21 protein-coding genes are annotated in these 26,750 nt (G+C 57.8%); 15 read left to right on the forward strand and 6 right to left on the reverse strand.

Going from position 1 to position 26,750, the window contains the following annotated elements; translation table 11 throughout:
* Positions 1-92 precede the first annotated feature (92 nt).
* Positions 93-1,163 carry a DUF2793 domain-containing protein gene (locus ACR0AC_RS13315; protein ID WP_480874002.1) on the forward strand — a complete coding sequence of 357 codons (1,071 nt, stop codon included), beginning with the start codon at positions 93-95 and terminating at the stop codon, positions 1,161-1,163.
* Positions 1,164-1,390: 227 nt separating this feature from the next.
* Positions 1,391-2,695: a UDP-glucose dehydrogenase family protein gene (locus ACR0AC_RS13320; protein WP_480874005.1), complete on the forward strand. Its 1,305-nt coding sequence runs from the start codon at positions 1,391-1,393 to the stop codon at positions 2,693-2,695.
* A gap of 19 nt (positions 2,696-2,714) precedes the next feature.
* On the opposite strand, the gene ACR0AC_RS13325 is transcribed toward ACR0AC_RS13320, so the two are convergent.
* Entirely contained in the window at positions 2,715-3,578 is an 864-nt protein-coding gene (locus ACR0AC_RS13325; protein ID WP_480874008.1) for a phytanoyl-CoA dioxygenase family protein, read from the reverse strand.
* Positions 3,579-3,686: 108 nt separating this feature from the next.
* Between ACR0AC_RS13325 and ACR0AC_RS13330 the strand changes: the two genes are divergently transcribed.
* Positions 3,687-4,577, forward strand: coding sequence for a LysR family transcriptional regulator (locus tag ACR0AC_RS13330; RefSeq protein WP_480626744.1), 891 nt, complete (start codon positions 3,687-3,689; stop codon positions 4,575-4,577).
* On the opposite strand, the gene ACR0AC_RS13335 is transcribed toward ACR0AC_RS13330, so the two are convergent.
* From ACR0AC_RS13335 to ACR0AC_RS13345, 3 genes are all read right to left on the reverse strand, one after another.
* Positions 4,550-5,629 carry a helix-turn-helix domain-containing protein gene (locus ACR0AC_RS13335; protein ID WP_480626745.1) on the reverse strand — a complete coding sequence of 360 codons (1,080 nt, stop codon included), beginning with the start codon at positions 5,627-5,629 and terminating at the stop codon, positions 4,550-4,552. The two genes, ACR0AC_RS13330 and ACR0AC_RS13335, sit on opposite strands and share 28 nt — an antisense overlap.
* A gap of 145 nt (positions 5,630-5,774) precedes the next feature.
* Positions 5,775-6,512: an anti-sigma factor gene (locus ACR0AC_RS13340; protein ID WP_480874011.1), complete on the reverse strand. Its 738-nt coding sequence runs from the start codon at positions 6,510-6,512 to the stop codon at positions 5,775-5,777.
* Positions 6,509-7,045, reverse strand: a complete 537-nt coding sequence (locus tag ACR0AC_RS13345) for an RNA polymerase sigma factor (RefSeq protein WP_480874014.1) — start codon at positions 7,043-7,045, stop codon at positions 6,509-6,511. Before ACR0AC_RS13345 ends, ACR0AC_RS13340 begins: the two co-directional genes overlap by 4 nt.
* Positions 7,046-7,129: 84 nt before the next feature.
* Here ACR0AC_RS13345 and ACR0AC_RS13350 point away from each other — a divergent pair, with 84 nt between their 5' ends.
* The 4 genes from ACR0AC_RS13350 to ACR0AC_RS13365 all read left to right on the forward strand — a co-directional run bounded on the left by ACR0AC_RS13350 (position 7,130) and on the right by ACR0AC_RS13365 (position 15,392).
* Positions 7,130-8,074 (forward strand): c-type cytochrome, encoded by a 945-nt coding sequence (locus ACR0AC_RS13350; protein ID WP_480626747.1) that lies wholly within the window; start codon positions 7,130-7,132, stop codon positions 8,072-8,074.
* A gap of 523 nt (positions 8,075-8,597) precedes the next feature.
* Positions 8,598-10,487: a glycosyltransferase gene (locus ACR0AC_RS13355; RefSeq protein WP_480626748.1), complete on the forward strand. Its 1,890-nt coding sequence runs from the start codon at positions 8,598-8,600 to the stop codon at positions 10,485-10,487.
* Positions 10,488-10,500: 13 nt separating this feature from the next.
* A complete protein-coding gene (locus ACR0AC_RS13360) occupies positions 10,501-14,310 on the forward strand; it encodes a capsular polysaccharide export protein, LipB/KpsS family (protein ID WP_480874018.1) in 3,810 nt (1,269 codons plus the stop codon).
* Positions 14,310-15,392, forward strand: coding sequence for a capsular polysaccharide export protein, LipB/KpsS family (locus tag ACR0AC_RS13365; RefSeq protein ID WP_480874020.1), 1,083 nt, complete (start codon positions 14,310-14,312; stop codon positions 15,390-15,392). Before ACR0AC_RS13360 ends, ACR0AC_RS13365 begins: the two co-directional genes overlap by 1 nt.
* A 147-nt stretch (positions 15,393-15,539) precedes the next feature.
* On the opposite strand, the gene ACR0AC_RS13370 is transcribed toward ACR0AC_RS13365, so the two are convergent.
* The gene (locus ACR0AC_RS13370; protein WP_480874022.1) at positions 15,540-17,783 is read right to left on the reverse strand and encodes a matrixin family metalloprotease; all 2,244 of its coding nucleotides are present in this window, start codon (positions 17,781-17,783) and stop codon (positions 15,540-15,542) included.
* A 438-nt stretch (positions 17,784-18,221) separates the two neighbouring features.
* Between ACR0AC_RS13370 and ACR0AC_RS13375 the strand changes: the two genes are divergently transcribed.
* From ACR0AC_RS13375 to ACR0AC_RS13410, 8 genes are all read left to right on the forward strand, one after another.
* The gene (locus ACR0AC_RS13375; protein ID WP_480782043.1) at positions 18,222-19,340 is read left to right on the forward strand and encodes a CobW family GTP-binding protein; all 1,119 of its coding nucleotides are present in this window, start codon (positions 18,222-18,224) and stop codon (positions 19,338-19,340) included.
* 4 nt (positions 19,341-19,344) lie between these two features.
* A complete protein-coding gene (locus ACR0AC_RS13380; RefSeq protein WP_480874026.1) occupies positions 19,345-20,559 on the forward strand; it encodes a GTP-binding protein in 1,215 nt (404 codons plus the stop codon).
* Positions 20,556-21,188, forward strand: coding sequence for a DUF1826 domain-containing protein (locus tag ACR0AC_RS13385; RefSeq protein ID WP_480874029.1), 633 nt, complete (start codon positions 20,556-20,558; stop codon positions 21,186-21,188). Before ACR0AC_RS13380 ends, ACR0AC_RS13385 begins: the two co-directional genes overlap by 4 nt.
* 2 nt (positions 21,189-21,190) lie before the next feature.
* Positions 21,191-21,448: a DUF6525 family protein gene (locus ACR0AC_RS13390; protein WP_170456802.1), complete on the forward strand. Its 258-nt coding sequence runs from the start codon at positions 21,191-21,193 to the stop codon at positions 21,446-21,448.
* Positions 21,449-21,614: 166 nt separating this feature from the next.
* A complete protein-coding gene (locus tag ACR0AC_RS13395) occupies positions 21,615-22,784 on the forward strand; it encodes an iron-containing alcohol dehydrogenase (protein ID WP_480874032.1) in 1,170 nt (389 codons plus the stop codon).
* Positions 22,785-22,923: 139 nt separating this feature from the next.
* On the forward strand, positions 22,924-24,495 hold the full coding sequence (locus ACR0AC_RS13400; RefSeq protein WP_480874035.1) for a caspase family protein: 1,572 nt from the start codon (positions 22,924-22,926) through the stop codon (positions 24,493-24,495).
* Entirely contained in the window at positions 24,465-25,166 is a 702-nt protein-coding gene (locus tag ACR0AC_RS13405; protein WP_480586792.1) for a hypothetical protein, read from the forward strand. Before ACR0AC_RS13400 ends, ACR0AC_RS13405 begins: the two co-directional genes overlap by 31 nt.
* Before the next feature lie 11 nt (positions 25,167-25,177).
* Positions 25,178-25,579, forward strand: coding sequence for a hypothetical protein (locus tag ACR0AC_RS13410; protein ID WP_170456794.1), 402 nt, complete (start codon positions 25,178-25,180; stop codon positions 25,577-25,579).
* Positions 25,580-25,644: 65 nt separating this feature from the next.
* On the opposite strand, the gene ACR0AC_RS13415 is transcribed toward ACR0AC_RS13410, so the two are convergent.
* Positions 25,645-26,622 (reverse strand): HpcH/HpaI aldolase/citrate lyase family protein, encoded by a 978-nt coding sequence (locus tag ACR0AC_RS13415; protein WP_170525121.1) that lies wholly within the window; start codon positions 26,620-26,622, stop codon positions 25,645-25,647.
* Between the last annotated feature and the right edge of the window lie 128 nt (positions 26,623-26,750).

Raw genomic sequence — 26,750 nt, forward strand, 5'->3', positions numbered from 1 at the left:
CGTTCGGCCCGGTCAGACGGGATTCACGCGCCTCGCGGCAGGGTGGCGCGCAACAGAAACGTCGGACCGACAGCTACAGGAGGACGCGCCCCGTGTCTCAGAACTCACCCCGATTGAACCTGCCTTTCCTGCAACCGTCGCAGGCACAGAAACACGTCACCCATAACGAGGCGCTGCGCGAGCTGGATCTGGTTGTTCAGTTGACCGTCGCATCTGTCGAAGCAATCACGCCACCACCCGCACCCGAACAGGGGGAAATCCACGCATTGGGTGCGACACCCGGCGGGGATTGGTCGGGGCATGGCGGTGAGCTGGCCGCCTGGCTGGACAACGCCTGGCGTTTTGTCGCCCCTCAACCGGGATGGCGCGCTTGGGATCTGGCCAGCGCGCAATTGAAGATTTGGGATGGCAACGCGTGGGTTACTCCTCCGATTGCGACGCAAAATCTGGATGGCGTGGGTGTCGCCACCAGTTATGACAGCACCAACCGATTGTCTGTTCGCAGCCCGGCCACGTTGCTGAGCCATGATGGCGGCGGTCACCAGCTAAAGATCAACAAATCCGGCGCGTCCGAGACCGCATCCCTGCTGTTCCAGTCCAATTGGACGGGCCATGCAGAGATGGGGCTTTCCGGCAGCACTGGCTTTTCGATCAAAGTGTCCCCGGATGGCGGGACATGGACCGAAGCGCTGAGCTTTGATCCCGCCACCGGCCACGCAGCTGGGTCGGCGGTCCAGAGCAGCCCCGATGACACAACCTCGGGTCGCCTGATGCGCGCGGATTACGGCTATGGGCCGGGCAACCTGCTGGGCACAGTGTCAGAAGCGGCAGGCACCCCGACCGGCGCAGTGATCGAACGCGGCAGCAGCGCAACCGGGGACTATGTGCGCTTTGCCGACGGGACCCAAATCTGCACCGCCACATTGCCCGCGACCGATTGCACAAATGTCGAGGGTGCGCTGTTTGCCAGCGCCACCGCGACATGGGCCTTCCCTGCAACCTTCGCGAACACACCCGCGATCAGCGGCGGCGGCGGCGCTTTGGCGCGGTTTGTGGGCTTCGACACCCCATCCGGTTCACAAGCAGCCTACAAGGTGCTGTCCGCAACCTCGGACAGCGCAACCGTGTCACCAACTGCCATCGCTGTCGGGCGCTGGTTCTGACGTAACGCCCTTTCGTTACCCGGCGCAGACTGAACGGGTTGAGTGGATTTGCCTCAACCCGTTCTCTGCGCGCCCAGAGATTGAATCCTCTGCACCAAATCACACCGTCAGAACAGCAAGAAACTGTCGAATGCCGGTCAAAGCCCCTGTCAGGCATTGAAACTGGGCGCAGTTTCTTTGATGGTATCCGCGCCGCAGGCGGTAATTGGTGAGAAGGATTTTTTAGAATGCGTATTGCGATGATCGGCACCGGCTATGTGGGCCTGGTGTCGGGGGTGTGTTTCTCGGATTTTGGCCATGACGTGATTTGTGTCGACAAGGCCGAAGCAAAGATTGAGATGCTGCGGGCCGGAGACGTTCCGATTTACGAGCCCGGCCTTGATGTGCTGATGGCCAAAAACGTAGCCGCAGGACGGCTGAGTTTCACCACCGATCTGGCCGCAGCCGTGGACGGCGCGGATGCAGTTTTCATCGCCGTGGGCACGCCGACGCGTCGCGGCGATGGCCACGCAGACCTGACCTATGTGATGGCCGCCGCGGAAGAGATTGCTCAGGCCGTCACCGGCTACACCGTCATCGTCACCAAATCGACGGTGCCCGTGGGGACCAACCGCAAGGTGCATTCGGTTGTCTCTGCCGCCAATCCGGATGCGGATTTCGATGTCGCCTCGAACCCGGAATTCCTGCGCGAAGGTGCGGCGATTGACGATTTTATGCGCCCCGACCGAGTGGTGGTTGGTGTTGAAAACGACCGCGCCGCCGAAGTGATGGCCGAGATTTACCGCCCGCTCTATCTGCGCGACTTCCCTATCCTGACCACCGATCTGGAAAGCGCCGAGATGATCAAGTATGCCGCCAACGCATTTCTGGCGACCAAGATCACCTTTATCAACGAAATCGCGGGCCTGTGCGAACGGGTGGGCGGCGATGTGAAAGAGGTCGCGCGCGGCATCGGTCTGGACGGGCGTATCGGCAACAAGTTCCTGCATGCAGGGCCGGGCTATGGCGGCTCGTGCTTCCCGAAAGACACCGCCGCACTGGCGCGGATCGGTCAGGAGCATGCTCATCCCATGCAGATCACCGAAACCGTCATACGCGTGAATGATGAGGTGAAGAAGCGGATGATCGAGAAAATCCGCGATGCCTGCAATGACAGTTTCAACGGCAAAACCGTTGCGATGCTGGGCGTCACCTTCAAGCCCAACACCGATGACATGCGCGATGCACCATCGCTGACCATCGTCCCGGCCCTGATCGGCGGCGGGGCCAAGGTGCGCGTGGTCGACCCGCAAGGCAAATCCGAAGGTGAGGCCCTGTTGCCCGGCGTTGACTGGTGCGAGGATCCCTATGCCGCCGCAAAAGGGGCCGACGTCGTGGTCCTGCTGACCGAATGGAACGAGTTCCGCGCGCTGAACCTGAACGATCTGGCCGAGGCGATGAACACGCCCCGGATGGTCGATCTGCGCAACATCTATTCCGAAAGCAAAGTGCTGAAATCCGGCTTTGAAACCTATGTTGGGGTCGGGCGCTGAGCGCCCGATGAACTCGCCCTCACTTCGCAGCGTATAGCGGAACCGAGTTGCTGGCCCCGTCGGTCAATGCCTTGCTTTGGTCCCGGCGCACTTGTTCATAGATCGCCAGAGACTCGGATGAGAACAATTCGGTCGGCGGCTGAACCGGGATGAAATTGCTGTTGGCATCAGACCCTCGTGCCAGCAGCGCATAGTCTTTGTCGGCCACCAATTGCCGGGCGCCGGGGCTGAGATAACGGATCGCCAGGCCGATCCGCCGATCTTCGGACTGGTTCGGCCCAGACCCATGGATCGTCAACCCGTGATGAAGCGACATCTGGCCGGGTGCAAGCTCGACATGGGTTTTGTCACTGTCCGCAACGTCTACGGCTACCTCCTGACCACGGGACAAAAGGTTGGTGTCCGAATAGGTATCCGTATGCGGCAGGATCGGATTCTTGTGGCTGGCGCGCACGAAATCCATGCACCCGCTTTGAACCGTTGCCGGTGACAGCGCAATCCAGGCCGTGACCTGATCGGGCGTCTCACCCATGCCCCAATAGGTCAGGTCCTGATGCATACCAACCGTGTGTTTGGTATTCGGCTCTTTGATGAAGAACTCAGCCGACCATATCAGAATATCGGGGCCAAGAACGCCTTCGACCACATCCAGAACGCGCGGGTCCTGCGCAATCTGCGCGGCAAGCGGAACGACCAGATGTGCGTTGATCCGCTTATAGGTGTTCAGCGGCAAGGGCAGATCTGCGGCCAGCCAGTCGCGCTCGATCTGTTCCAATTCCGCCCGATACCCGGCGGCTTCGTCTTTGGAAAAGACGGAAAGAGGAAACAGAAAGCCGTCCTGCCAATACTGGTCGGCCTGTTCTTGGGTCAAAGTGGTATTCATAGACATCCGGTCACCTGTTCGCTTTGCGCTTTCAGCCTATCCCGGCTTTTCAGTATTCCATAACTGAACCTCTTGCCTGTCAGGCTAAGCTTGACTTAGCCTGCTCCCATGTCTCGGCGCATTCCCTCTCTCAACTGGTTGCGCGTGTTCGAAGCTGCGGCGCGAACCGAAAGCTTTGCGCGGGCCGCCGCGCAGTTGAACATGTCCGCCGCTGCCGTCAGCCAGCAGGTCAAAGCGCTGGAAACCCGGCTGGGCACTCCTTTGTTCCACCGTCACGCCCATGCGGTTACGCTGACCGAAGCAGGTCGGGCTTATCTGCCAACGGTTCAGCAATCCCTTCTGATGCTGGAAACCGCGACCTCGGGCCTGTTCGGAGAAACCCGCGAGCAGCGGCTTTATGTGCAATCCATTTTGCTGTTCGCCCATGGGATTCTGGCCAAAGGCGTGCCTGCGTTTCAGGCCGCGCAACCACAGATCAACCTTTCGCTGGCCACCGGGAACATTGCGTCGGACTTCGCCAACCGATTCACGGATCTGCAAATCGTCTTCGGCAACCCCGCCCTGTTCGGCAATGAAGGCGATGAACTGCTGCGCGAGGTTTTGTACCCCGTCGCGCCGCCAGAGATTGCCGCCCGGATTCAAACCCCCCAGGATCTGTTTCAGTTCACTTTGATCGAGGTTTCGACCCATCGCGTAAGCTGGCCGCATTGGTTCGAAACCATGCGTTTACCCGCCGGGCAGGCCCGGTTCTTTTTTGCTGACAATTCGATCATGGCTGCCGAGCTGTCGGCCAGCGGTACCGGGATCGCGCTGGCCCGCGCGCCCGCGTCGGATCGGATCATGCAGGTTTCGGGGCTGGTGCCCTGCCTTCCCGACGCTCAGGTCGCCGGGCAAGAGGCCTATCACCTGATCTACCCGTCCCGCACCGACCTGCGACCTCCGGCGCGCATTTTTCGCGAATGGCTGCTGGACTACAGCGCCGCCGTCCAGACGCGGTAACGTCCCTGCCCTGTGACCTCGCGGATCAGGCCGCGCCGCATGAAGCGGTCGATATTGCGCTGAACCGCCGCGCGCGAGGCTTTGGTGAGCTCCTCGGCCAGCGGGGCCGACACCATCGGCCAGGCGGTCAGAACGTCGATCAGCACCGGCGGCGTGCGCCCGGACAGGTCCTGCGTGGCTTCACGGGCACGCACCTCCCACGCGCTGACGCGATCCAGATGCAACAGGGCCGCCAGCGCCGCCTGCCCTGCCCCGGTGATCCACGCTGAAAGTTTTTCTTCCGGCTCGCCAACCCCGCGCAAGGCGCCGGGACCGGACAGCGCCAGCGGCATGAACAGCGCCCCGCCCCGCCCCATCGAGGCGGCGTGACGCGCAGCAATGATCGCGGCCTCTGTATCCTGACCAATTCCTTCGGATAGCGCGCGCCAGGCGTGAAACGCGATGGCCGCCTGCGTGACCGGGTGCAACCCTTCGGCATTGCGCATGACCTCGGCCAGATCGGCAACGGCTTCGGGCACCTCTTCGATCCCCTGCGCCATCCGGTCGAGAAATGCGGCCAGTCCGGTCTCCCAGCCGTGCGCCGAGGGCGCCGCGCCAGATGTAAGACGCCGCACGGCCCAACCTGCCCGGAACAGCGCCTGTACATCATCACTGGTCGCGCCGATCCGCAGACCCGTCCACAGGGCCAGCCGGTCGACGCTGATGCGATCCCCGGTCCACCAGCCAAGATCGGATACATCCATCAGCGCAAGACGATGGGTCCACCCCTCGGGTCCGGCCCGCAAGCGCTCGTCCAAGGCCCCAAAGGTGACAGCCAGATCTGCCAGTTCGGCGGACAGTTCTGATTGCGCTCTGCGCCAATCGCGCGGATCAAACAAAACCCGCGTATCTGCGCGAGGACCGGGGGGCAGGAAATCGTCGCGTGGTTCATCCTCTTCGGGCGGCAGGAACCACAGATCATCGTCATCCGGGGGGTCGGTGTCATAGATGCTGCGCGGTGTGGCGTCTTCGGCCTCATCCTCAGGCGCAGGTATGACATGTTTCGACTTCATGCCCGCATTCTTTGGGCATTTTGGACGGTTCACAAGGGGTTTCTTCTACAGCGTTTTGCGTTTTGTCTGAGGTACATTCATCGGAATGCGCGTTCGACCAAAGGGAGAGGAAGCGCATTCCGATTCAAGATAAACGCAAAGCGCTTTAACCCGCAAATGTCTGGGTCAGCACGCCCAACTCACCGCTCAGGTCCGTCTGGGGATCGCTGCCCAGCAGCATATAGCCATACCCGCCCTGCGCCCATGTCGCGGTGGCCAGACCGCTTAGCACCGCCTGCTTGACGTCCTTGGCGGGGGCAGCCGGACCCTGCCGGATCACGCAGAAGGCCAGCGGCTGGCCCTGCTCATCCGCGAACACGATCTGAACCAGCGGCTTGCCCTTGAACGAGAGGATCTGTGCCCGCTTCAACTCGAGCCCCGGCAGGGACTCCAGCGTTTCTCGGTTCAAAGACCGGCCCAACGTCTCTTCGGCCTCAGCGATCTGCGCATCCAGCGTGGCAGGCGAGACATCCAGCCCGGCGATGGTTTCCGGCACATATAACGACTGGTAGATCGCCGCCTGCTGCGCCCAACCCAACTCGGCCGGGCGCGTGGCCCAGAAGGTTACTGCAAAGGCAGCAATTGCGGCGGATGCGGCCACGGCACACAACCGCACCACACCGCCCGACCGTTCAGGGGCAGAGGGCGCAGGCAGGTCAATCTCCGGGGCAACGGCGGGCAGGCCCTCGAACACCTGCTGCACGACGGGCGCAAACGGATCAAGCGCCATCAGGCGGCCTTCCAGCGCGGCGTCCTGCTCAACCGCGGCTTCGATGGCCCGAGACTGCGCCTCGTCCAGTGTGCCTTCCAGATACGCCTGCAGCGTCTCGTCGGAAAACGTCATTTGCCACTCCGTTGCGCGGTGCCTGCCGCATCATGTTGCATTACGGTCTTCAATTTCTGCCGGGCGCTGGACAACCGGCTCATGATCGTGCCGATGGGAACGTCCAGCAACACGGCGGCTTCGCGGTAGCTGTATCCTTCGACGAACACAAGCATCACCGTCTCGCGCTGCGCCTCTGGCAGCTGCATCACTTGTGTAAACACTTCAGCGGCGAAAATATTCGTTTCTGAATCGGGGCCGGTCGCAACAAGCTCCGCCTCGGGCGTCACCGACAACGCCTGCGCCCGTCGCACCGCGCGCGAGCGCACCTCATTCAACCAGATCGAGCGGCAGATTGTCATCAGCCAGGAATCCAGCCGATCCTGCGATGTCACCTGATGGTGGCGTTCTAGCGCGCGCAGACATGTGGCCTGCACCAGATCATCCGCCACATCCGACGCGCCCGACAACGCCAGCGCAAAGCGCCAGACACGTTTGGAATGCGTCTGCACGGCGGTCCGCACCGCCTGTTCCGAGCTCATTTCACCAGCCATCGAATAAAATGCGACCTGTGTGTGTTTCTCCTCCACGGACCGGGCCCGCGTGCTCAGGACTGGCATAACCCGAGGAGGAATGAAATGAAACATCTCATACAGGCAGTCACGTTTGCGTCGGCAATTGTTGCAGGCCCGGCCTTTGCCGCAAGTTGGACATTGGTGCCCGAAAGCTCTCATCTTGCATATGGAAGCATCAAGAAAGACACGGTGGGCGAGGTCAACAGCTTCACCTCGCTTAGCGGTCAGGTCAGCCCGGATGGGCAGGTCGAGGTCGAGATCGACCTGTCCTCGGTCGAGACAAACATCGATATCCGCAACGAACGGATGATCGAATACGTCTTTCGCAAAGCGGGCACCGCAACCCTGACCGCCAAGATCGATATGGAGAACCTGACCGCATTGGAAGTCGGCCAAACCACCACGCTGGACAGCGAAGCCGCCCTGTCGCTGGTCGGAACAGATGTCGAATTTGACGCAGAGCTGTTTGTCGCGCGCCTAACGGAGAACTCCGTACTGGTGACAACAAGCGACATGGTATTCGTCAGCACCGAAGATGCGGGCGTGAATGCGGGCATCGACAAGCTGATGGAACTGGCCGATCTGCCGGGCATCACCCGCACCGTTCCCGTCACCGCGCGGTTTGTCTTTCATTTGGATGACGAACAGGCCAGCATTGCGCCCGTATCCTCGCCTCAGGTCGTTGCCGTCGCGCTGGACGGCGACGTCAAAGCCGGCAAAAAGATATTTCGCAAATGCAGCGCCTGCCATCAGGTGAAAGAAGGGCGCAACGGCGTTGGCCCATCGCTGTTCGGAATCATCGGTGCCCAGGCCGCACAGGTCGACGGATTCCGATACTCAGAGGCCTTGCAGGAGTCCGGCATAACCTGGACACCCGAGACCCTATCCGCCTTTCTGCACGACCCAAGGGGCGTGGTTCCGGGTAACAAAATGCAGTTTCCGGGCCTCAGAAAGGACGAAGATATCGTGAATCTTCTGGCGTATTTGAGGGATCAGGCGACAGGATGACGCCGGAGGCGCATACCTGCAGGGAAAACGCTTCTACATTAGCTTAGCTGACGGATAGTCGCCTGAGGCTCAGGGTCAGGCGACAGCCCGCTTATACTTACCAACGCTTGGCCACATAGCCTTTGCCGCCGTCGGCATTCATCGGAATATTTGCCTCCAGCGTTCTCTAAACTTTTTCGAACAGGCCTCTGTTTTGAGGCCCCGCGAAGAAGCTAGAATTTTATTCTTAGTTATTAGCACCTTGACGCAACCCAAAACACGCAAGTAACCCACGATCGCGCAGGATAGTGCCCTGCAGCAGTAAGCTTCTTGGAACGACACAGCAACGTCGCGCGCATTGAATTCAGTCGCGGATGCCCACTTGGTTCGCGAAACTGACTCTTTCGCCAAAGCAGCTCGGTTGATACGATGTTGCACCCACTTTCAAAAATGTTAGACAATTTTAATCGTTAGAGCGGCGAGCCTTAGGCTTAGGGCAAACGCCGAACGAACTCCCGCAAGGACTTTCAAGCCAGTGAACCGAATGAACATCAGCGTAACCAAGTCAATCCAAGGCCAAAAGGACCTGGTCGATGAAGTGATCGCCAGCTTCCCTCAGAAAGGTCGCATATTAGACATCGGTACTGGATCTGGTCTGGCAGCCCGCAGCTTTTTCAGTGCAGGTTGGGATGTTCTGGCATCCGGCATGGACATGGAAGCTTATTTGGACGAAGACCAAGGGGGCTTTCCGGAGGGCATTGAACTGCTGCCCGATCTGGATATTTGCGACATGCAATCGATCGCCACGTCCAGTCTCGATTGCGTTTGGTGTGCTCATGTTCTGGAACATGTCTCTGACACCGGCCGCGCGCTAGGCGAAATCCGGCGTGTGCTGAAACCTGACGGCCACCTCTTTATAGCCGTGCCGCCATTCAAACATCAGGTCGTGGGGGGCCATGTCAACTCGGGCTGGAACCTCGGCACCTTGATGTATGTCCTTGCTGACGCCGGGTTCGATCTGTCCGAAGGACGGTTCATTCACCACGGCTACAACCTGTTCGGAATCGCTCAGCGTGGCCCCGGCCCGTTACCAAAGGGCGCATTGCACAGGGCAAATGGAGACCTTGAAACGCTGCGGGATGCGGGGCGTTTCCCGAAAGGTTTCGATGCGAAACAACGATTCGAAGGGCAGCTGACCCAAGTCAATTGGAAGTGGAATACGATACCTGAACAGGTGCCTGTATCTCGGAAGACTCTGAAATCGCCGCCGCCCATCGCGAAGATGCGCATTGGCTTTTTTGTCCCCTTCATAACCAAGGGCAAAGGCGGGACGGAAAACGTTGGACAGATGATGGCGAATGCCATGGCGAAACGTGGTCATGACGTAACGATCTTTACATTTGACGACCAGGCACAACGCTCGCAATGGCCGCTGGACGACACCATCGAGCTTATTTACTTCGGTGAAGACAGTAATGAGCGCGAAGACGACCAGATGATGCTGGCTATTGCCAGTCGTTCGTTTGACGTTCTTGTGGGGCTGCATATGAACCGAGAGTTCAAGCGCTACGTGAAATGCGCGCATCGCGCGGGTGTGCCTCTTGTTTTGTCCGAGCATATTGACCCACGCTATCCGCGTTGGATCGGAACCAATACAGTCTTTGAACGGCAAACCGCTTTCTTTGGCGCCACTCTGGTTCACTTGCTGACCGAAGACTTCCGCTCGACACTGCCGAACTTCATGCAGGAACGGATCCGAGTTCTCCCAAATACCGTTAAAAAGCCAACGCAGATCGCGCGACCTGGGGACAGGTCAAAGAAAAAGAAGGTACTGCTGACGGTCGCACGTCTCGTTCCCCGGAAGAACGTTCATCTGATCATCGAAGCCTTCGCCAAAAGCTACCCACGTCACCAGGACTGGGTTCTTCGAATTGTTGGCGACGGGCCGGAACGTGATAATCTCAGGAAACAGGCGACTGCCTTGAAAATCGCCAAGTCTGTCGAATTTGTCGGTGAGACACACGACACTTATCCGTACTACAAAGATGCCGACGCATTCGTTCTGTCATCTTTCTTTGAAGGATTTCCACTTTGTGGCCTGGAAGCGATGGCGCATGGGCTGCCGCTGATCGGGTTCCAAAACTGCAGCGGGATCAACGAACAAATCGCGTCTGGCGAAAATGGTATTTTGTGTGCGGCTGACAGCCCAACAGAGAATCTGACCAATGCCTTCAAAAGCTTGATGTCTGATCCGGATCTCAGAGAGACAATGGGCAACACCTCTTTGACGCGTTTTGACACTTATTATTCCGAAGAGACGATCTTCGCGGAATGGGAAGAGATGTTCTGTGAGGCCCGCGAGCGCGGGTTGCCAAATGCTAACGCCAATCTCGAGACGAAACTGCTGGTGGCAGTTTCAGAACTAACAACGTAGCGCCAAAGTTTCGATGTTTAAAAAGAATAAAAGCGACGCCAAAATGAAACAGAGCTTTGGTCAAAAGAAAGTTAGATTTTCGGAATTCCTGGACCTGCGAAAATCAAGCCATGAGGCCGGGCGTGACATTCGTGAGCATGTGTTATCATTGCGAAACGATCCGGCCGTGTTCGGCTACGCCGACGGAACACTTGACAATGGCTACGGCGCCAACCTTAAAAGCTTGTTTGCCAATATCCAGCCTTTCAATGCACCCAATGCGGATCGGGGACGGGGCTATTTCGGGTCCGGCGCAGTTTTTCAGAATGAACAGAAATCTCACAAGGGGCTGTTGGGTCTGTACGACGTTTTACCAATCGACGCGGATCTTATTCTCTTTGAGCAAGGTTTTCTTGCAAGCACCCACAGTTGGTCTCATTCCTTTCGGGAAGGCGACCCGCGTTACGCCTGCTTGGGTTATGTCTATGACGACATATCGCACTACTATATGTCGGATTTCCCAAACCGTTTGACACACAAACTGAACAGCGAGGAATCTCTGTCAGCCGAGCAACTCGCCCGTGCTAAAAGCCTGATCGACAGAATAGCATCCCAGCGCATCAGCAAATACAACGCGCAGCCCATGCAGGCTCCACCGACGAGTCAGACATATAAGCGGCGCGTATTGGTGTGTGACCAAGCCTTCGCGGATGCCTCAACCATTTTCGGCAAGGCCAGCAAGAATGACTTCCAAAAGATGTTGGTCGCGGCGTTGAAAGAAAATCCGGACGCTGAGATTCTGGTCAAGACACACCCAGATACGTCATGGGAAAAAGAGACCCGAAGCGGTTACTACTCGCACTTGTCGTCCACTGGTCGTGTGCGCCTAATCCGCGAGCCGGTGAACCCGTTTGTTTTGTTTGACATGGTGGACAAAGTCTATGTCGCGACCAGCCAAATGGGGCTGGAAGCACTGTTTGCCGGCAAGGAGGTCGTTTGTTTCGGAGCGCCTTTTTATGCGGGTTGGGGTCTGACCGATGACCGGAAGACAATCCCCCATCGCAAGCGGGAACGTTCGCTGGAGGAGGTGTTTTACTATTTTTATGTTTGGTACACGATCTACCACGTGCCCGGACACACTGCGCCGAGCGAGATTGAAGATGTTCTCCAATACATCGAAGAAAACAGACCTTTTGATCTGCCGCGCGCCGAAACCGAGGCCGAAGAACCGCCGAAAGTTTCAGTCGTAATCCCTGTCTACGGCGTTGAAGACTATATCGAAAAGTGCATCGCTTCGGTTCAAAAACAAACATTGCGCGACATAGAAATCATCCCGGTAAACGATTGTACGCCCGACGGGAGCCAGGAGATAATCGACCGCCTTGCGATGAATGATGCAAGGATTCGCCCGATTATTCTGGACAAGAACGTCGGCCAGGGCTTTGCGCGCAACAAGGCGATCAAGGCCGCGCGTGGTGAATACGTTTGGTTCATCGATGGTGACGACTGGCTGGCAAACCCCAAAGCACTGAGCGCTCTGTACGATCACGCAAAGTCCGAAGACTTTGACATGGTGCGCGGCCGTAAGGCTTATGAGGCTATTTTTGTCGGCGATGAACTGGTTGAAAAGAAACAGGACAGAGCCGAACGTTTCTTTGAAGACGACGTCTATCGAACGACTTACGCGGACACGCCAAATATTCTGAACAACAGGCATTTCTGGGTCTGGCTGTATCGCCGGGAATTCTTGCTGCAGAACGATATCTACTTCCGGACTACGCAGTGGGAAGAGAGAGCTTTTCTTGTGAAAGCCCTTGTGAACGCAGAGAAAATCAGCCTGCGTAACATAGATTCCACGGCGTATCGAATTCGCGTTGGCTCTACGGCCCGTCGCGTTCGTACCGCGCGTGACTTCGAGCTAATGTTGCAGAACTTCAATTTCACGCTCGATACCCTGCTCGATGCCGGTGCGGGCGATGCCAGCAGCCCGCTACGCGAACATCTTCGCTACAACGTGTCGCAATTGCTAGCTCAATTGGTCGATGGTGAAGCCTATCGGTTTGCCGTTTCTGAAGGGCCGGGTAAGCGTGACGCGTTCATAAAAAGCGTGAAGCAGATCCTTGAGCATTGCCAAATCTCACCGGACGAAGTCCTCTCGGAGTTTGTACATAATAACAAATCACTTGCGAGAGCTTCGGCTTATCCATTGATTGCCGCAAGTATTTTGGCAGAACGTGCTGACATACTGGACTATGTGATCAACAGAGAGCCGATACCACAGGACAAGTTGTACGAGGTCACATTAAAGGAAACGCAGGCAGCCACACCCCAGCGTGACCTGCAGACCGCCTTGAATACCTATGCGCGTAACGAACGCGTAACGATTGCCAAGCCAGAGGCGAGCAAACCTTTCGACAAGCCCCGGATTGTTGTTCATATCGGCTCAACAAAAACCGGCAGCACCTACATTCAACACCTGTTAGAGCAGAACCGACCTGAATTGATGCGTAACGGGGTGTGGTATCCCGAAATCGGTCTGTTCTGGCAGGAGTCGAGACCGCACAAACAGGCGGGACACGCGGGCGTTGTGCCTTATATCGTGTCAGACGATCGCTTTTTCCTGCAATATATTGAACGCGGCCTTCAACTTATGGAAGGGCGCATTCATACCATTGTCCTTTCCAGCGAAGCGTATTTCTTACAAAAGAACGCGCATAAAATTCCAGAGTACTTCTCTGGCTATGATGTTGAGATGATCGTCTACCTGCGCGATCAGGTCGAATGGGCCAACGCGCAATATTGCGAGTTTGTGGCCGGCGGAGCAATCGGCAGAGTTGAAGACCCGATTTCCAACTGGTTGGAAAGCGCCGAGGTTGCCCGTTTCCTGGACTACCGAAACGTGTTGAACGCCTGGGCCAGCACAATTGAGCGAAAGAAGATAACCATTCGTCTGTTCCAGAAGTCCGAGTTGATAGACAACGATCTTGTTACGGATTTTGCCCAATCGACAGGTTTGGAACTTTTGACCAGGCTTCCCATGCCATCGAAATCTCAGACCAATTCCGTTCAACTGTCCGGGCCGCATGTTGAGTTAATTCGAAGCTACAACTCAAGACCATTTCGGACAAAAGAGGCATATCTGGACTTCATCGAAGAGGCGACGACAAGCCTTAGCAACTGGAGGAAGTCGCGCGACCTGCCAATGCCAAAACCTTGGCTGCTGACCCCTGACAACGAAGACTGGATCAGATCTGCCTGTCAGGAGACGAATGCAAACATCGCACAGCTGTGGCTTGGACGATCGACAGGCACGTTGTTTGGCGGCGACAAGGCCAAACCGGCCGAAACCGCTTTGTATCAAGACGAAATTGCGATCGTCTCCAAAGCCTATGATCGCTTCAAGCCGGTCCAAGAACTCGAAGCAGAGCCAATGCAGAATGCTGTAGGTCGATCCAAGATTCTCGTCAACTATGGTATATTTGGCTGGCGGCTTTGGTTGCTGTCTCCGGTCTTGCGCCGGGTCTGGAAAAACCGCCTTACGCCCCAGACCAAGGCAATTTACAAGCGAAACCCTGCAAGGTTCGCGCGTGAGAAATGGACGCGGAAAAAGCGTGACAAACTCATCGTTGACCTGATCTTTCCTGATTGGAACGTTATGGGTCCATTTGGAGTTTTGCGTGCTTGGCGGCCGATTGTCCGGCCCGTACTCAAATCGAAGCGTCACCCTGAACGGCTGGAACAATTCGACGCTGACCCTGTCCTGTTTGCACGCAATCAAGACAATAAACTGCACCGGATAGTTGGGCGTTTGTTGTATCCCATGGGTGAATTGAGGGAAAAATAATGTCGCCGACAGACGCTGAAGTCATTCTGGAACTGTCCGATGGGCACCTTACCAATCCGTCTGATGGCGACAGGCACCGCTTGTTCTATTCTTCGGTCATGTTGGCATTAAGCGATCTCTCTGTTCGTGTGCGGCCCGTGCGTTTGCCCTTTGGCGCTGACAAGAGCCCGCGCCTTTACAAACCAGGTCAATTGGTCATCAGTTTCCATTCCATTGGCCGGGCGGGAAATGTTCTGCGCTTCAAAGAAAGCTACGTTCCACCTTATTACACTTTGGACAGGCTCGGATATTCCGGCTTCTCGGAATTGGCGACCCATCCGTCAAACTTCCTGGATCGTATTGAGCGGACTTCGTCAAAGGAAGCAGAGCGTTTTGTAGCGGGTCTGGCCAAATCGCAAGCTGAAGGGAACGCATCAAAGTACAAGCAGTCAAAGATCAAGTCGCACCCGCCGGGGCAATTCATCTTCATGCCGCTGCAAACAGTCGAAGATACCGTAGCCGAGCTCAACCACATCAAACCGCCTCAGGTTGCGTTTGCGTTGGCGGATTATTGTGAGAAAGTTGGCCAGACTCTGGTCATAAAACGCCACCCTTCATGCAAATCCCGTGCCGTAGAAAAAATGCTGATTGACTTGCAGCGCAAGTTCGAAAGCGTTTATCTGACGGACGGTTCGATCCATGGGCTGATTAACAAGGCGTCCTGTGTGGTTGGAGGAAACTCCGGTGTCCTATTCGAGGCTTTGCTGCAAGGGGCCAATGTGATCACCTTCGCGAAATCGGATTTCGCGTTGGCCACGACACATGTAACCGAACTTGACAGCTTGCTGAAAGCTTGTGGAAAACCTTCGCCGATTGATCCGGCTTTTCAGAAAAAATTTTTGACCTGGTACCTCACTAAATACTGTGTTCTGGCCGATGACGTGCCGGAAATCAGATTGTGTATCGCCAAGGCGCTGGCCCAGCTGGATATCCCCGCAAACCTGGTCAATGTAGAGCAGCAAAGCCTGTATGACGAATATGCGTCATCCGAGATGCAACGGCGAAAGAGGTTTTTGAAATCTTCCGAGCCCTACTCAACCTAGCGCTCAGAGTTCCACCTGGCCCTGACGCGGCTCAGTCGAAAGACAAAAATTGGTCTGGAACGCCGGCAACTGCGTGATTGAACCCGGAAATCTGCAATTGCTTCAGATTTTGGAGCGACGCCACAGGACGGCACCGCTCCAATCGTTTCAGAGCAGGAAAACGTCATCTTCCAAAATGTTCGCGATACCCAGATCGCCACCGCTATCAACTATGTCAATCGACACCGGCTCCGATGTACCGTCCAAGCCCAACCGCTCGGAAAGATCGAAGCCATTTGCCAGCAATTCTTCGCCCTCAGTGGCGTGGTCCGTATCCAAGGGAACAAAATCGAATTCCGGTTCATCTGACAAACTGTCCGAAATCGGCGCAAGGAAGGCCATCTTTTGTTGGGCAACTTTTGGCGCGGGACCAATAAAGCCGCTTCCATCCAGATCAACGCCATAGAACACCTCGACATCAACGACGTTGGTGATCGGCTGGCCGCTCACACGCACGCCTTGATCGTCAAGCGTCCATTCCGCATAGCGGCCATCTTCATGCTGCAGCAGGAGCAGGTAACCCGGACCGTTGCTTTCAACCTGAATCGCGCTCCAGCCGGGCAGGCTGTCAGGGCCGATCTGGTCCCCTCTCCACGTCACTTCCGTGCTGCCGTCGATCAGGTAAACCCCACGCGTCGACGACGCCAGCGTTGTCGCGCCGTCATCTTCAACGGTCGTCGTGAAATGACCAATTGTGCCATCATTGTTCAGATCAACGCCGTAGAACACCTCGACATCGACAACATTCGCAATCGGGCGACCGCTCAAACGCGCGCCCTGATCGTCAAGCGTCCACTCCGCGTAACGGCCATCGTCATTGCGCCAAAGAATAAGGTATCCTTGGCCATCGTCTTCAACTTGAATGGCCGTCCAGCCAACGAGGGAATTCTCCCCCATAACCTGACCATTGAAAGTAACTGCGACATTCGAACCCGGACCACCGATCAGGTAGATACCTTGCGCGGCGTGTTGAAGCGCGGTTCCAGTCGTTTCGACGTCCGAGATCTGAGTTGCGTTCGTCAACTGAGTAAGGTTGTAGCCCAGATTTCCATTCGAAAACTCGAAACGCTCCACGTCGCTGGACACTGTAAAGGTTCTGCCGGTGATAACGTCCAGAAACTCGTAGGTACTGCCATTGTTGATGAACAGATACTTGCTGATGGCGCTTACGAATCTGACCGTATCAGTGCCAGTTCCACCCGAGAACGAACCTGTATTGTTTCTGACAATGGCGACGTCGTTACCGGATCCACCGTTTACAGTGTCTGCGCCGGATCCATTGGCGAGGTAGATTGTATCGCTGCCGCCACCGCCGTTGATCGTGTTGTTGTTCGATCCGTTGGAGGCTGAAAAAAAGGTGTCGTTGCCGCCGTTACCATTCAGAGTGTTTACGGCGGCATTGCCAAAAATGGTGTCCTTCCCAGATCCACCCGATGCGTTTTCGATAACAACACCGGCCGCAATCGTGAACCCGCCTTTTACGCCCCCAACATGAGACACGCCGCCGCCGCCCGTAGACGAATAATCAAGGGTGGCGGGTCGCAAATCGATAACTGTGATCCCACTGCCAGAATAACTGATTGTATCGGATCCGCCTGTGTCCCAAATGGCCTGATACCCGACGCCGCTGGCGTTGCTTGTGGCCAGATCGTATGTATTGCTTCCCGAGTTGTACGAATTGTTCGCGCCGTACATGTTTTGCAGCGCAGCAATATCCAGCGCACCCAATCCTGTAGCGCCACCCCATTTGGCGTCCACCGGCAGAATTCCGTTCTTGGAGGTCCAACCGTCATTGTAACTCATGACGGTGTAGACACCCTGGTTCAAACCCGAAGCTCCGAAAGAATCGAACGGTCCTGTGACGCCGCGCATGACTGTTGTACCCAACCCTGAATCGTGCGGGTGAGCCAAGCCAAGTGCGTGGCCCAGCTCGTGCAGCAGAGTCGTGAAAAAGTAGCCTCCGGCATCCCCGTTCCCACCCGGGCCTGCATCCCAGTAATCCGTGCTGAAGGCACCTTCGGAGGGGTTATTTGAGGGCGTATAGTGATACCCGAGCGTATACGGGGAATCGAAGAAGTACGGGTTGGAATTCGGTGCAAGAACCTCGTAAATGTCAGCGTCCTGCCAATTAGAGACTTCTACGAACCGTATGTTGGCAACGGATTCAAAAACAGCCAGTGCCTTCCTGAAATCGTCTTTGTACGCGTTTGTCCAAGGGGTGGAGCCCGCATATTGGTCAAAGTTATAGGTAATCGTCGTTGTGGTATTCGGGTTACCGTTACCATACGCGCGGGTTCCTTGGATCGCGCTCAGTGGAGACGACGAAGGAGGAGTTGAAATATTAACAACCATTGCAAGGCCCTAAAAAATTCTTTGGACAAGAAGATTCATGTCCAAGTTGTCATTATTGTGGCGAGGCTCTCGCCTTAAGCGAGAAATTGATCTTTTGGTTAAAGGATGTCCAGTGCGTGTCACCCTGACACTACTGACTGTGGCCTCTTCTCAACAACTGAGAACGGACGGTCGACAAAACCCGCGCACCTAATCTGCATGCAGAGAATATCTAAACCATAACAAATACTTATATCTTACATACGCCATTAGTTCAGTTTTGAAGAGGCGGCCTGACTCACCTGAACTTCAATTCACACCCATTTTCTCTGTGGCATCTTCCTACGTCAAAGGCGCATGATCAAGGCACTTTGACCCTATCGCCCTGCGCCATCTGGACACTCGATTTGATTTCCCATAATTTTGTAATGTTATTACATTTGTCGCACGCCCATGTTCATGACTCACGCCTCAAAGACCACGCCAAACCCGACCAATGATCTGCGCGTCCCGGTGACGTTGCTCACTGGATTCTTAGGGGCGGGTAAGACGACACTGCTTAACCGAATTCTTGCGGAGTCCAGTTCGGGACCCATTGCGGTGATCGTGAACGAGTTCGGCGAGGCGGGGCTGGATCACGATCTGATTGAATCGGTGGACGGCGACGTGATGCTGATGTCATCCGGCTGCCTGTGCTGCTCGATCCGCGGGGATCTGTCGGACACGTTCGTCAAGCTGCTTGCCCGGCGCGACGAAGGCATGCTGCACTTTGACCGGATCGTGATTGAAACCACGGGCCTGGCCGATCCCGGACCGATCCTGCAAACGCTTTTGGTTGATCCATATCTGGCGCGGAATACACGGATGGATGGCATCGTCACCGTTGTGGACGCCGTCAACGGCCCCGGGTCGCTGGATGCGCAATTCGAAGCCGTCTCGCAAGTTGCGCTGGCCGATCTGATCGTGCTCAGCAAGACGGATCTTGTCTCTGACACTGAATCAAAGGCCGTGACCAAGCGGCTCCGTGACCTGAACCCGACCGCCAGCATCATGCGCGTTTCGGATCGCGAATTCAGCGCGAACGGGATGTGGAACCTGACAAGCATGCGCGACACCGCAGGCCAACAGGACGCACTGGCCTGGACGACACCCAAAGAAAATGCGGACCCTCTTGGCAACCTGTCCGGGCTGCTGCCGGGCTCGGCGGCCAGCCCCGTATCAACGATCGAGTTTCGCCGTCATGACACCGACATAACGTCCATTTCGATTGTTCTGGACGAGGCCTTGGATGACGACCTCTTTGACAAGTGGTTCGACACTTTGATCGCCCACAAAGGCCGGGACATCCTGCGTGTTAAGGGCATCCTGTTTCTGGACGGAATCGAGACGCCATTTGCGTTCCACGGGGTCCAGCACATCTTTGATCCGCCTGTCCCGATAAAAAACTGGACCGGGGAAGACCGCCGCACCCGCATCGTGTTGATCGGACGCAACCTGAACCGGCCCGAGATTCAGCGCAGCCTCGATTTGCTGCGCAAACCACATCCCACACACATTCAAAATCCTACGGAGCATTAAGGCAATGACCGATACCCGACTTCCCGTCACCGTCCTGTCCGGTTTTCTCGGCGCGGGCAAAACCACATTGCTGAACCGTGCCCTGAACAACCGCGAAGGCCGTCGCGTCGCCGTGATCGTCAATGACATGTCCGAAGTGAACATCGACGCGGACCTGGTGCGCGCGGACACGGAACTCAGCCGCACCGATGAAACACTGGTCGAGATGTCAAACGGCTGCATCTGCTGCACCCTGCGCGATGATCTGCTGCAAGAGGTGCGCCGACTGGCCGAAGACGGCCGCTTTGACTACCTGCTCATCGAATCCACCGGCATTTCTGAACCTCTTCCGGTCGCAGCGACCTTTGATTTCCGGGATGAGCTGGGCGAAAGCCTGTCCGATGTTTCGCGGCTGGATACGATGGTGACGGTGGTGGATGCGGTGAACCTGTTGCAGGACTACTCCAGCCACGATTTCCTGAGCGACCGGGGTGAGACCATGGGCGAGGAAGACGACCGCACGCTGGTCGACCTGCTTGTGGAACAGATCGAATTTGCCGATGTGGTCATTCTGAACAAGGTGGCCGATGCCGGGCCGGAGCGAACCGATGCCGCGCGCAAGATCATCCGCAGCCTGAACGCCGACGCGCGCATCATCGAGACCAATCACTCCGACGTGGCCGCCGCTGCCATTCTGGACACTGGCCTGTTCGATTTTGAGAAGGCGCATGAGCATCCGATGTGGGCCAAGGAACTTTATGGGTTTGCGGACCACGTGCCTGAGACCGAGGAATACGGCGTTACCAGTTTCGTGTACCGCGCGCGTCAGCCCTTTGAGCCCGAAAAGATCCTGAAAGTGCTGAATGGGGACCTGCCGGGTGTGATCCGCGCAAAAGGGCATTTCTGGCTGGCCACGCGTCCGAACTGGGTGGCCGAGTTTTCCATGGCGGGCGCGCTGTCTTCCGTCAAACCTTTGGGCACGTGGTGGGCTTCGGTCCCGAAAGAGCGGTGGCCGGATCATGAAAGCGCGCGCGAATATATGCAGGCCCATTGGTCCGAACCCTGGGGTGATCGGCGGCAAGAGATTGTGTTCATCGGCTCGGGTATTGACTGGCCGGTATTGAAAGTGCGGTTGGACGACTGTCTGGTCCCCGAACATCTGGCCGCGGGTCCCGAGGCACTGCCACTGGACTTGCCTGACCCCTTCCCGGGCTGGCGGCGTGAAGGGGAAGCGGCGTGACTTTGGCGCATACCGAGATCAGGAATGCCGCAATCGGAGTTGGTGTTGCGGACAGGCCCGAAGACCTGTCCGTTATCCGTAAACCCGGATGTGCGGCAGCGATCTGGCGTAGGCAACCACCGCTGGGGTTTCAGGCCTGGATCGACGGCCTGCACCCCGATCAGTTGCCTGCCACACGCATGGTGCTGCACCCCGGTGCAGTAAAAGAGGCCGTTCAGCATCTGTGTGACATCGCAGGTACTGAGGAAGGTCCCGAACGCACATGGCTGATCGAAGACATCGCCGACCTCTCGACCCGGTTTGCAGAGATCATGCGCGCGCCATATCTGCGCGTACGCCTTGGCGTCGTCACCACAAACGCCTGCCGCAAGTTCCACATTGACGCGATTCTGGCGCGACTCATTTGCACATATCGGGGAACCGGTACCCAATATGGCATCTCGTCCAATGGGGCAGAGCCGCAAAAACTGTTCACCTTGGCAACGGGGTGCCCCATGGTGATGCGCGGCTCGCGTTGGCCCGAGACACCGGCTTCGGGGTTGTTGCACCGGTCCCCACCCATCGAAGGGTCTGGGGAAACACGATTGGTTCTGGTGCTGGACCCGGTTTTCGATACCGAGGACGCATAAGAATGGCGGGCAATCTTGGCCAGACGAAACTGAAAAAACGGCGGCGGCGGGAAGATCCCATGCGCGAGTTCGACCGGCTGCCCCCGCCTTTGCGTATGTGGCTGGCAAACGCGGCGCTGCCCTGGCGGCCCCGGTCCGTTCGCCGCGCCTATGACCGCGCCTTGTCCCGCACCGGCGATCCACAGGTTGCCTTGCAGGAACTGGATCGCCTGCAGGACCAGCAATTGTCGAAAGACGGGTTGCAGGGCGCAGCCTGCTAGCCATGCGCCCACAGGCTTCCCGACAGACAATAAAACTGTGAGTTTCGCGCCACACACCCACCAGCTTGGCGGTTCTCGTTCATGCGGACAAATTCGGCGCTTGCGCCGTGAATGACTGCTCGTCAAAGATGCTTGCAAAAGGCGTCACTTATAGAACGAGGTTGCAATGCAAACGTTTAACATTGGCCGGGTGCCTCCGCTGACTTTTGGGGCCGGACGTTTGTCGAAGGTTCCGGATATCGTGGCGAATTTGGGCGGCGGTCCGGTGCTGATCATCGCGGACACCATTCTGGCCGACCTTGGTGTTACGGACCGGCTGACACAGGATTTGGCTGCACATAATGTGCCTTTCGTTCTTGCCGCAGATGTCGCGGGTGAGCCCAAGGAAACTCTGGTTGATGACCTGTCGACAAAGGCGCGGGAAACCGGGGCCACAAGCGTCATTGGTCTGGGCGGTGGGGCAGCCATGGACACGGCCAAACTGGTCGCGGCCATAGCCAACAGCCAAAAACCGGCGCGCGACTTTGCGCTGGCAGCGCAACCGTTACCGCAGGACGGTCTGCCCGCAATCGCGATCCCGACAACAGCCGGAACCGGGTCCGAGGTCACGCGCACATCGATCGTGTCCACGCCCGAGGGGTTGAAGAACTGGTATTTCGGCGAAGAGCTGATGTTCGCACAGGCCGTGCTGGACCCCGAACTGACGCTGAGTCTGCCGCCGCACATCACGGCCTGGACCGGCATCGACGCGGTCGCGCACGCGCTTGAGGGGGCAACAGCACGTTCAACCAGCCCTGCCGGTCTGCTCTATGGTCTGGAAGCGTTGCGCATTCTGTCGGACGCCCTGCCCCGCGTGGTGGCAGACGGGTCTGATCTTGAGGCGCGCGGACGCGTTCTTTGGGGCAGCACCGTCGCCGGTTTGGCCCTGCACAATTGCAACACGCATATGGGGCACAATATCAGCCATGCACTCGGATCATTGGCACGGGTCCACCACGGACATGCAACCGGTCTTGCGTTGGAGGTCAGCCTGCCCTGGCTTGTCGCCCGACCGGACGGGGCCGAGAACTACGCCCTGGCAGCCCAAGCCCTTGGAGGACCGGCTGCGGCAGAGGCACTGCCCGACGTTTACATAGGCTTGATGCGCGCCTGTGGCATCGCCGCAGAACTGCCTTCTGTCTGTGCGGGTCTGACGGATGCTGACCTTGCCGCAGCCATGAAGATCCCCGCAAATCACTCCATGTCGCAGAACTCTGCCTGCCCCGTCTCGGATCACGACCTTGACGAAATGGCAGCCTTGATGATGCGCTTGCCGGTGGCCTCGGCGGCGGCTTAGGACACGAGGTTAACTGACCGGTCATGTCGTTTGATACCGCGCGGGTAGAACGCGGACCTATGGTAATTTGGCCATTTGTCTTTGCCCTGTCCTATTGCGCCAATTGTTATTTGAAAGCGCCATGCGCTAACGTAACGGCATGCCCGTAGCCCGCCCGTTCTTTGCACTCAGCCGCGTTCTGACCATTGCCCTGCTTGGTTTGGTCTTCGTGGCCGCGCAGGGACATGCCTCGACCCGCGTGGCGCTTCTGATCGGCAATTCGAATTATGCCTCGCCGGACATGGCGCTGCGCAACCCGGTGAATGACGTGGCCGCGCTGGGGTCGGCCCTGACCGAGCTGGGTTTCAGCGTGATCCGGGCGACCGACCAGAACGTCGCCGGGATGGAACAGGCACTGGATCAGTTCGGCACCGCCGCCAAAGGGGCCGAGATGGCCGTGTTCTTTTACGCAGGCCATGGCGTTCAGATTGGCGGCGAGAACCATTTGATTGGCACCGATTTTGCGGGCAGTGATGTGGCCGCACTCAGACGCAGTTCCCTGACGCTGGACAGGGTGCGCGACGTGATGTCCAAAGCGGGGCCGGATGTTGGCATTCTGCTGCTGGATGCCTGCCGCAACAACCCGTTTTCCGACAGTGGTATGGTCGCACAAGGGCTGGTTCGAATGCGCGGCGGCGCGGGCCTGCTGATTGCCTATGCCACCGATCCCGGCAACGTGGCCTATGACGGGCTGGGCGACAACAGCGTCTTTACCACCGGCCTTCTGGACCATATCGCAACGCCCGATCTGGACGTGCGGCTGATGTTGGGACGCGTTCGGCAGCAGGTCGTGCTTGAAACCGAAGGGCGCCAGATCCCGTGGGTCGAAGAATCCGTGCTGGACGAACACAGCTTTGCCCCCGGCCTGCCCTTAGACGCACCGCAGGATACAACGGCGGCGGATCTGGCGCAGTGGCGCAGTATCTCGTCCAGTTCGGATGCCCGCGTGTTTGAAGACTATTTGCGGGACTACCCCGACGGTCTGTTCGCGGCCTTCGCAAAGGACCGGATCGCCGCACTTAAAACCGGATCATCCGGATCCCTGGCGACCTTGGGCGCGTCATTGTCCGAAGCCAACCCGGAAAAACTGGCAACCGCGTTGGTGGCCCTTGGACACCTTAGCGACGGGCAAACGCGCGATCTGGGTCCGGCGCTGGACAGCTATCGCCGCCGCCTGCCCGCGCAAGAGACCGCCTCGGCCGAGCGCCTGTATGAGGATGCCGCACAAGTGTCGGTGTTTCTGGCCGCGACCACATTGCAACGGCTGCGCACCGACCTTGTTGCCCTGCGCAGTGTTGAACGCACACTGGCCATTGCCGAAGACGCGCTGGGACAGATCGAAGAGATTGCCCGCTCGAACCCCGACGCGCTGCCGGTGCTGCAGCAGGCGCGCAATGACGTGTATGACATCTACCGATCCCGAGGCATCATCCTGCGACGGCTGGACCAAAGCCGCAGCTACTATGACGAAGTCCTCAGACGGTCTGTCGTCTTTTTTCCACCCGACGTTGATACCTCGATCATCAGCGCAGCATCGGGATCAAACTCGCTGGGCCTTGCAAGCGCCCAGCTGACAGATGACGCCGCCCTGTTCCTGCGCCATGTTGCGCAGGCCGAGGACAGCAAAAAAGGGAGTTACCAATGGCTGGCCGATCTCATACCCCCCGAATAAGCGCAGCTGTGCTTGCCGTCTCGATGGCCCTTTCGGCCTGTAGCGACACCAGTCAAACCGCTGCTCCGCCTGCGGGCACTGGCGGCGCGACACAGGCCGAGGCTGATCTGGCGAAACAGGCGGCGGCGATGCAAAAGACCATCCTGCAAGGGGCCATTGCAGGGGGCGTGACCGGCGGGGCCATCGGCTTTGGCATCGGTGGCAGCGACGATATCGGCACCGGATTTTCCATCGGGTTGGGTGCTGGCGCCCTTGCGGGCACCTATGTGGCCTTTGTTCAGCGCAACTATGCCGGGCGCGAGTCGCGGCTGCGGCAGATCAAAAAGGACCTCGACCGCAACGCGTCCGAAATGCAGACGACGATCAATGTCATGAATCAGGTTCTGGCGGCGCAAAAGGCCGAGTTGGATGCGTTGAACGCGCAGGTCGCCTCGGGAACCGTGGATCAGGCCGACTTGCAGCGCGAACTGGCCGAGGCGAACGGCAACCTGACACAGATGGAACTGGCCATCGACGGGGCCACCAAACGACAGGCCGAGTTCAACGAGGCGCGTAACCTGACCATATCCCGCGGACAGACTGCTTCGCCCATCGATGGCGATCTGGCGGCTTTGTCCAATCAGATAACCCAGATGCGCGGCATCGCGGGCGATCTGGCCTCGTCACTATGAGGGGTGTGATTATGCTCCGCCTCGCCTTACCTTGTGTGCTTCTGGCCGCTTGCCAGACAACCACCGACCCTGCCGAAGGTGGGTTCTTCTCGGGCGTCTCGGGGATCGCGACGGGGGCTTATGACGACCGGATCACCGCCGCCGAGGGCGAAGTTGCCGAGGCCCAAGCCCGGAATGACGCATTGTCCGCGCAAATCCGGGCATCGGAATCCGAATTGGCGCAGTTGAAGCTGAGGATCCTGCAACAGCGAGACGCGCTTGGCGGTGCTGATCCAGCCACGGCAGCGCGCATTGATCGGGTTCTGAACACCACTCCGGGCGGTGCGACGCCCGACGCCAAACTCGCCGCCCTACAACGCAGCATCGCCGAAGCCCGCGCCCTGAGCAGTGATTTGGCGAAACTGTCGGGGTAACGGGATGGTGCTGGCTGGTGTGGCGACCGCAATTCTGGTCGCCAGTACCTGACCCAAGCAGTCATTTAGGCGGCTGCGATCTGCCCGGCCTTTTCCACCAGCACCTCCGCCTGACGGATCGAGGCATAGTCGATCAGCCTTCCATCCAGTGACACCGCGCCTTTACCTTGTGCCTCGGCCTCGGCCATAGCGACAAGAATGCGTTGCGCCTTGGTCACCTCGGCGTCCGAGGGCGACATGACATCATTGGCCAGGGCAATCTGGCTGGGATGAATGGCCCATTTGCCTTCACAACCCAGAACCGCCGCGCGTTTGGCTGCTGCGCGATATCCGTCGGGATCCTGAAAATCCCCGAAAGGTCCGTCGATGGGGCGCAGTCCGTTGGCCCGCGCAGCGACAACCATACGCGCCAAAGCGTAATGCCACATATCGCCCCAATGCGTCGCCCGGCCCCCATCGGCATCAGCATCAGTCAGGACCGAGTAATCCGGGTTCACGCCGCCAATGATCGTCGTGCGCGCGCGGGTCGATGCCGCATAGTCCGCAACCCCGAAATGCAGGCTTTCATTGCGTTTCGAGGCTGCCGCGATCTCGCTGACATTCTGCATCCCCAGAGCGGTTTCGATGATGTGCTCGAACCCGATGCGTGTCTTGTAACCCTTGGCATCTTCGATCTGCGTGACCAGCATATCGACCGCATAGACATCTGCCGCCGTGCCCACCTTGGGGATCATGATCAAATCCAGCCGCTGACCCGCCTGTTCGACGACATCAACAACATCGCGATACATGTAATGCGTATCCAGCCCGTTAATGCGCACCGACATGGTCTTGGCGCCCCAGTCGATATCGTTCAGCGCCTGAATGATGTTCTTACGGGCTTGCTCTTTTTCGTCAGGTGCTACGGCATCTTCGAGATCAAGAAAGATGACGTCCACATCCGACTGTGCGGCCTTTTCGAACATGCCCGGTTGGCTGCCCGGCACGGCCAACTCGCTGCGGTTCAGCCGGGCGGGGGCTTGGTTGATGTTATGAAAGCTCATGAGTTTGGGTCCTTCGTCTTATATGTTCGGATAGATCGGGAACTTGGCGCAAAGGTCTGCGACCTCGGCTTTGACCTTGGCCTCGACGGCGCCGTTGCCGTCTTCGCCATTGGCGGCCAGACCGTCGA

The organism is Ruegeria sp. H7 (assembly GCF_056532945.1).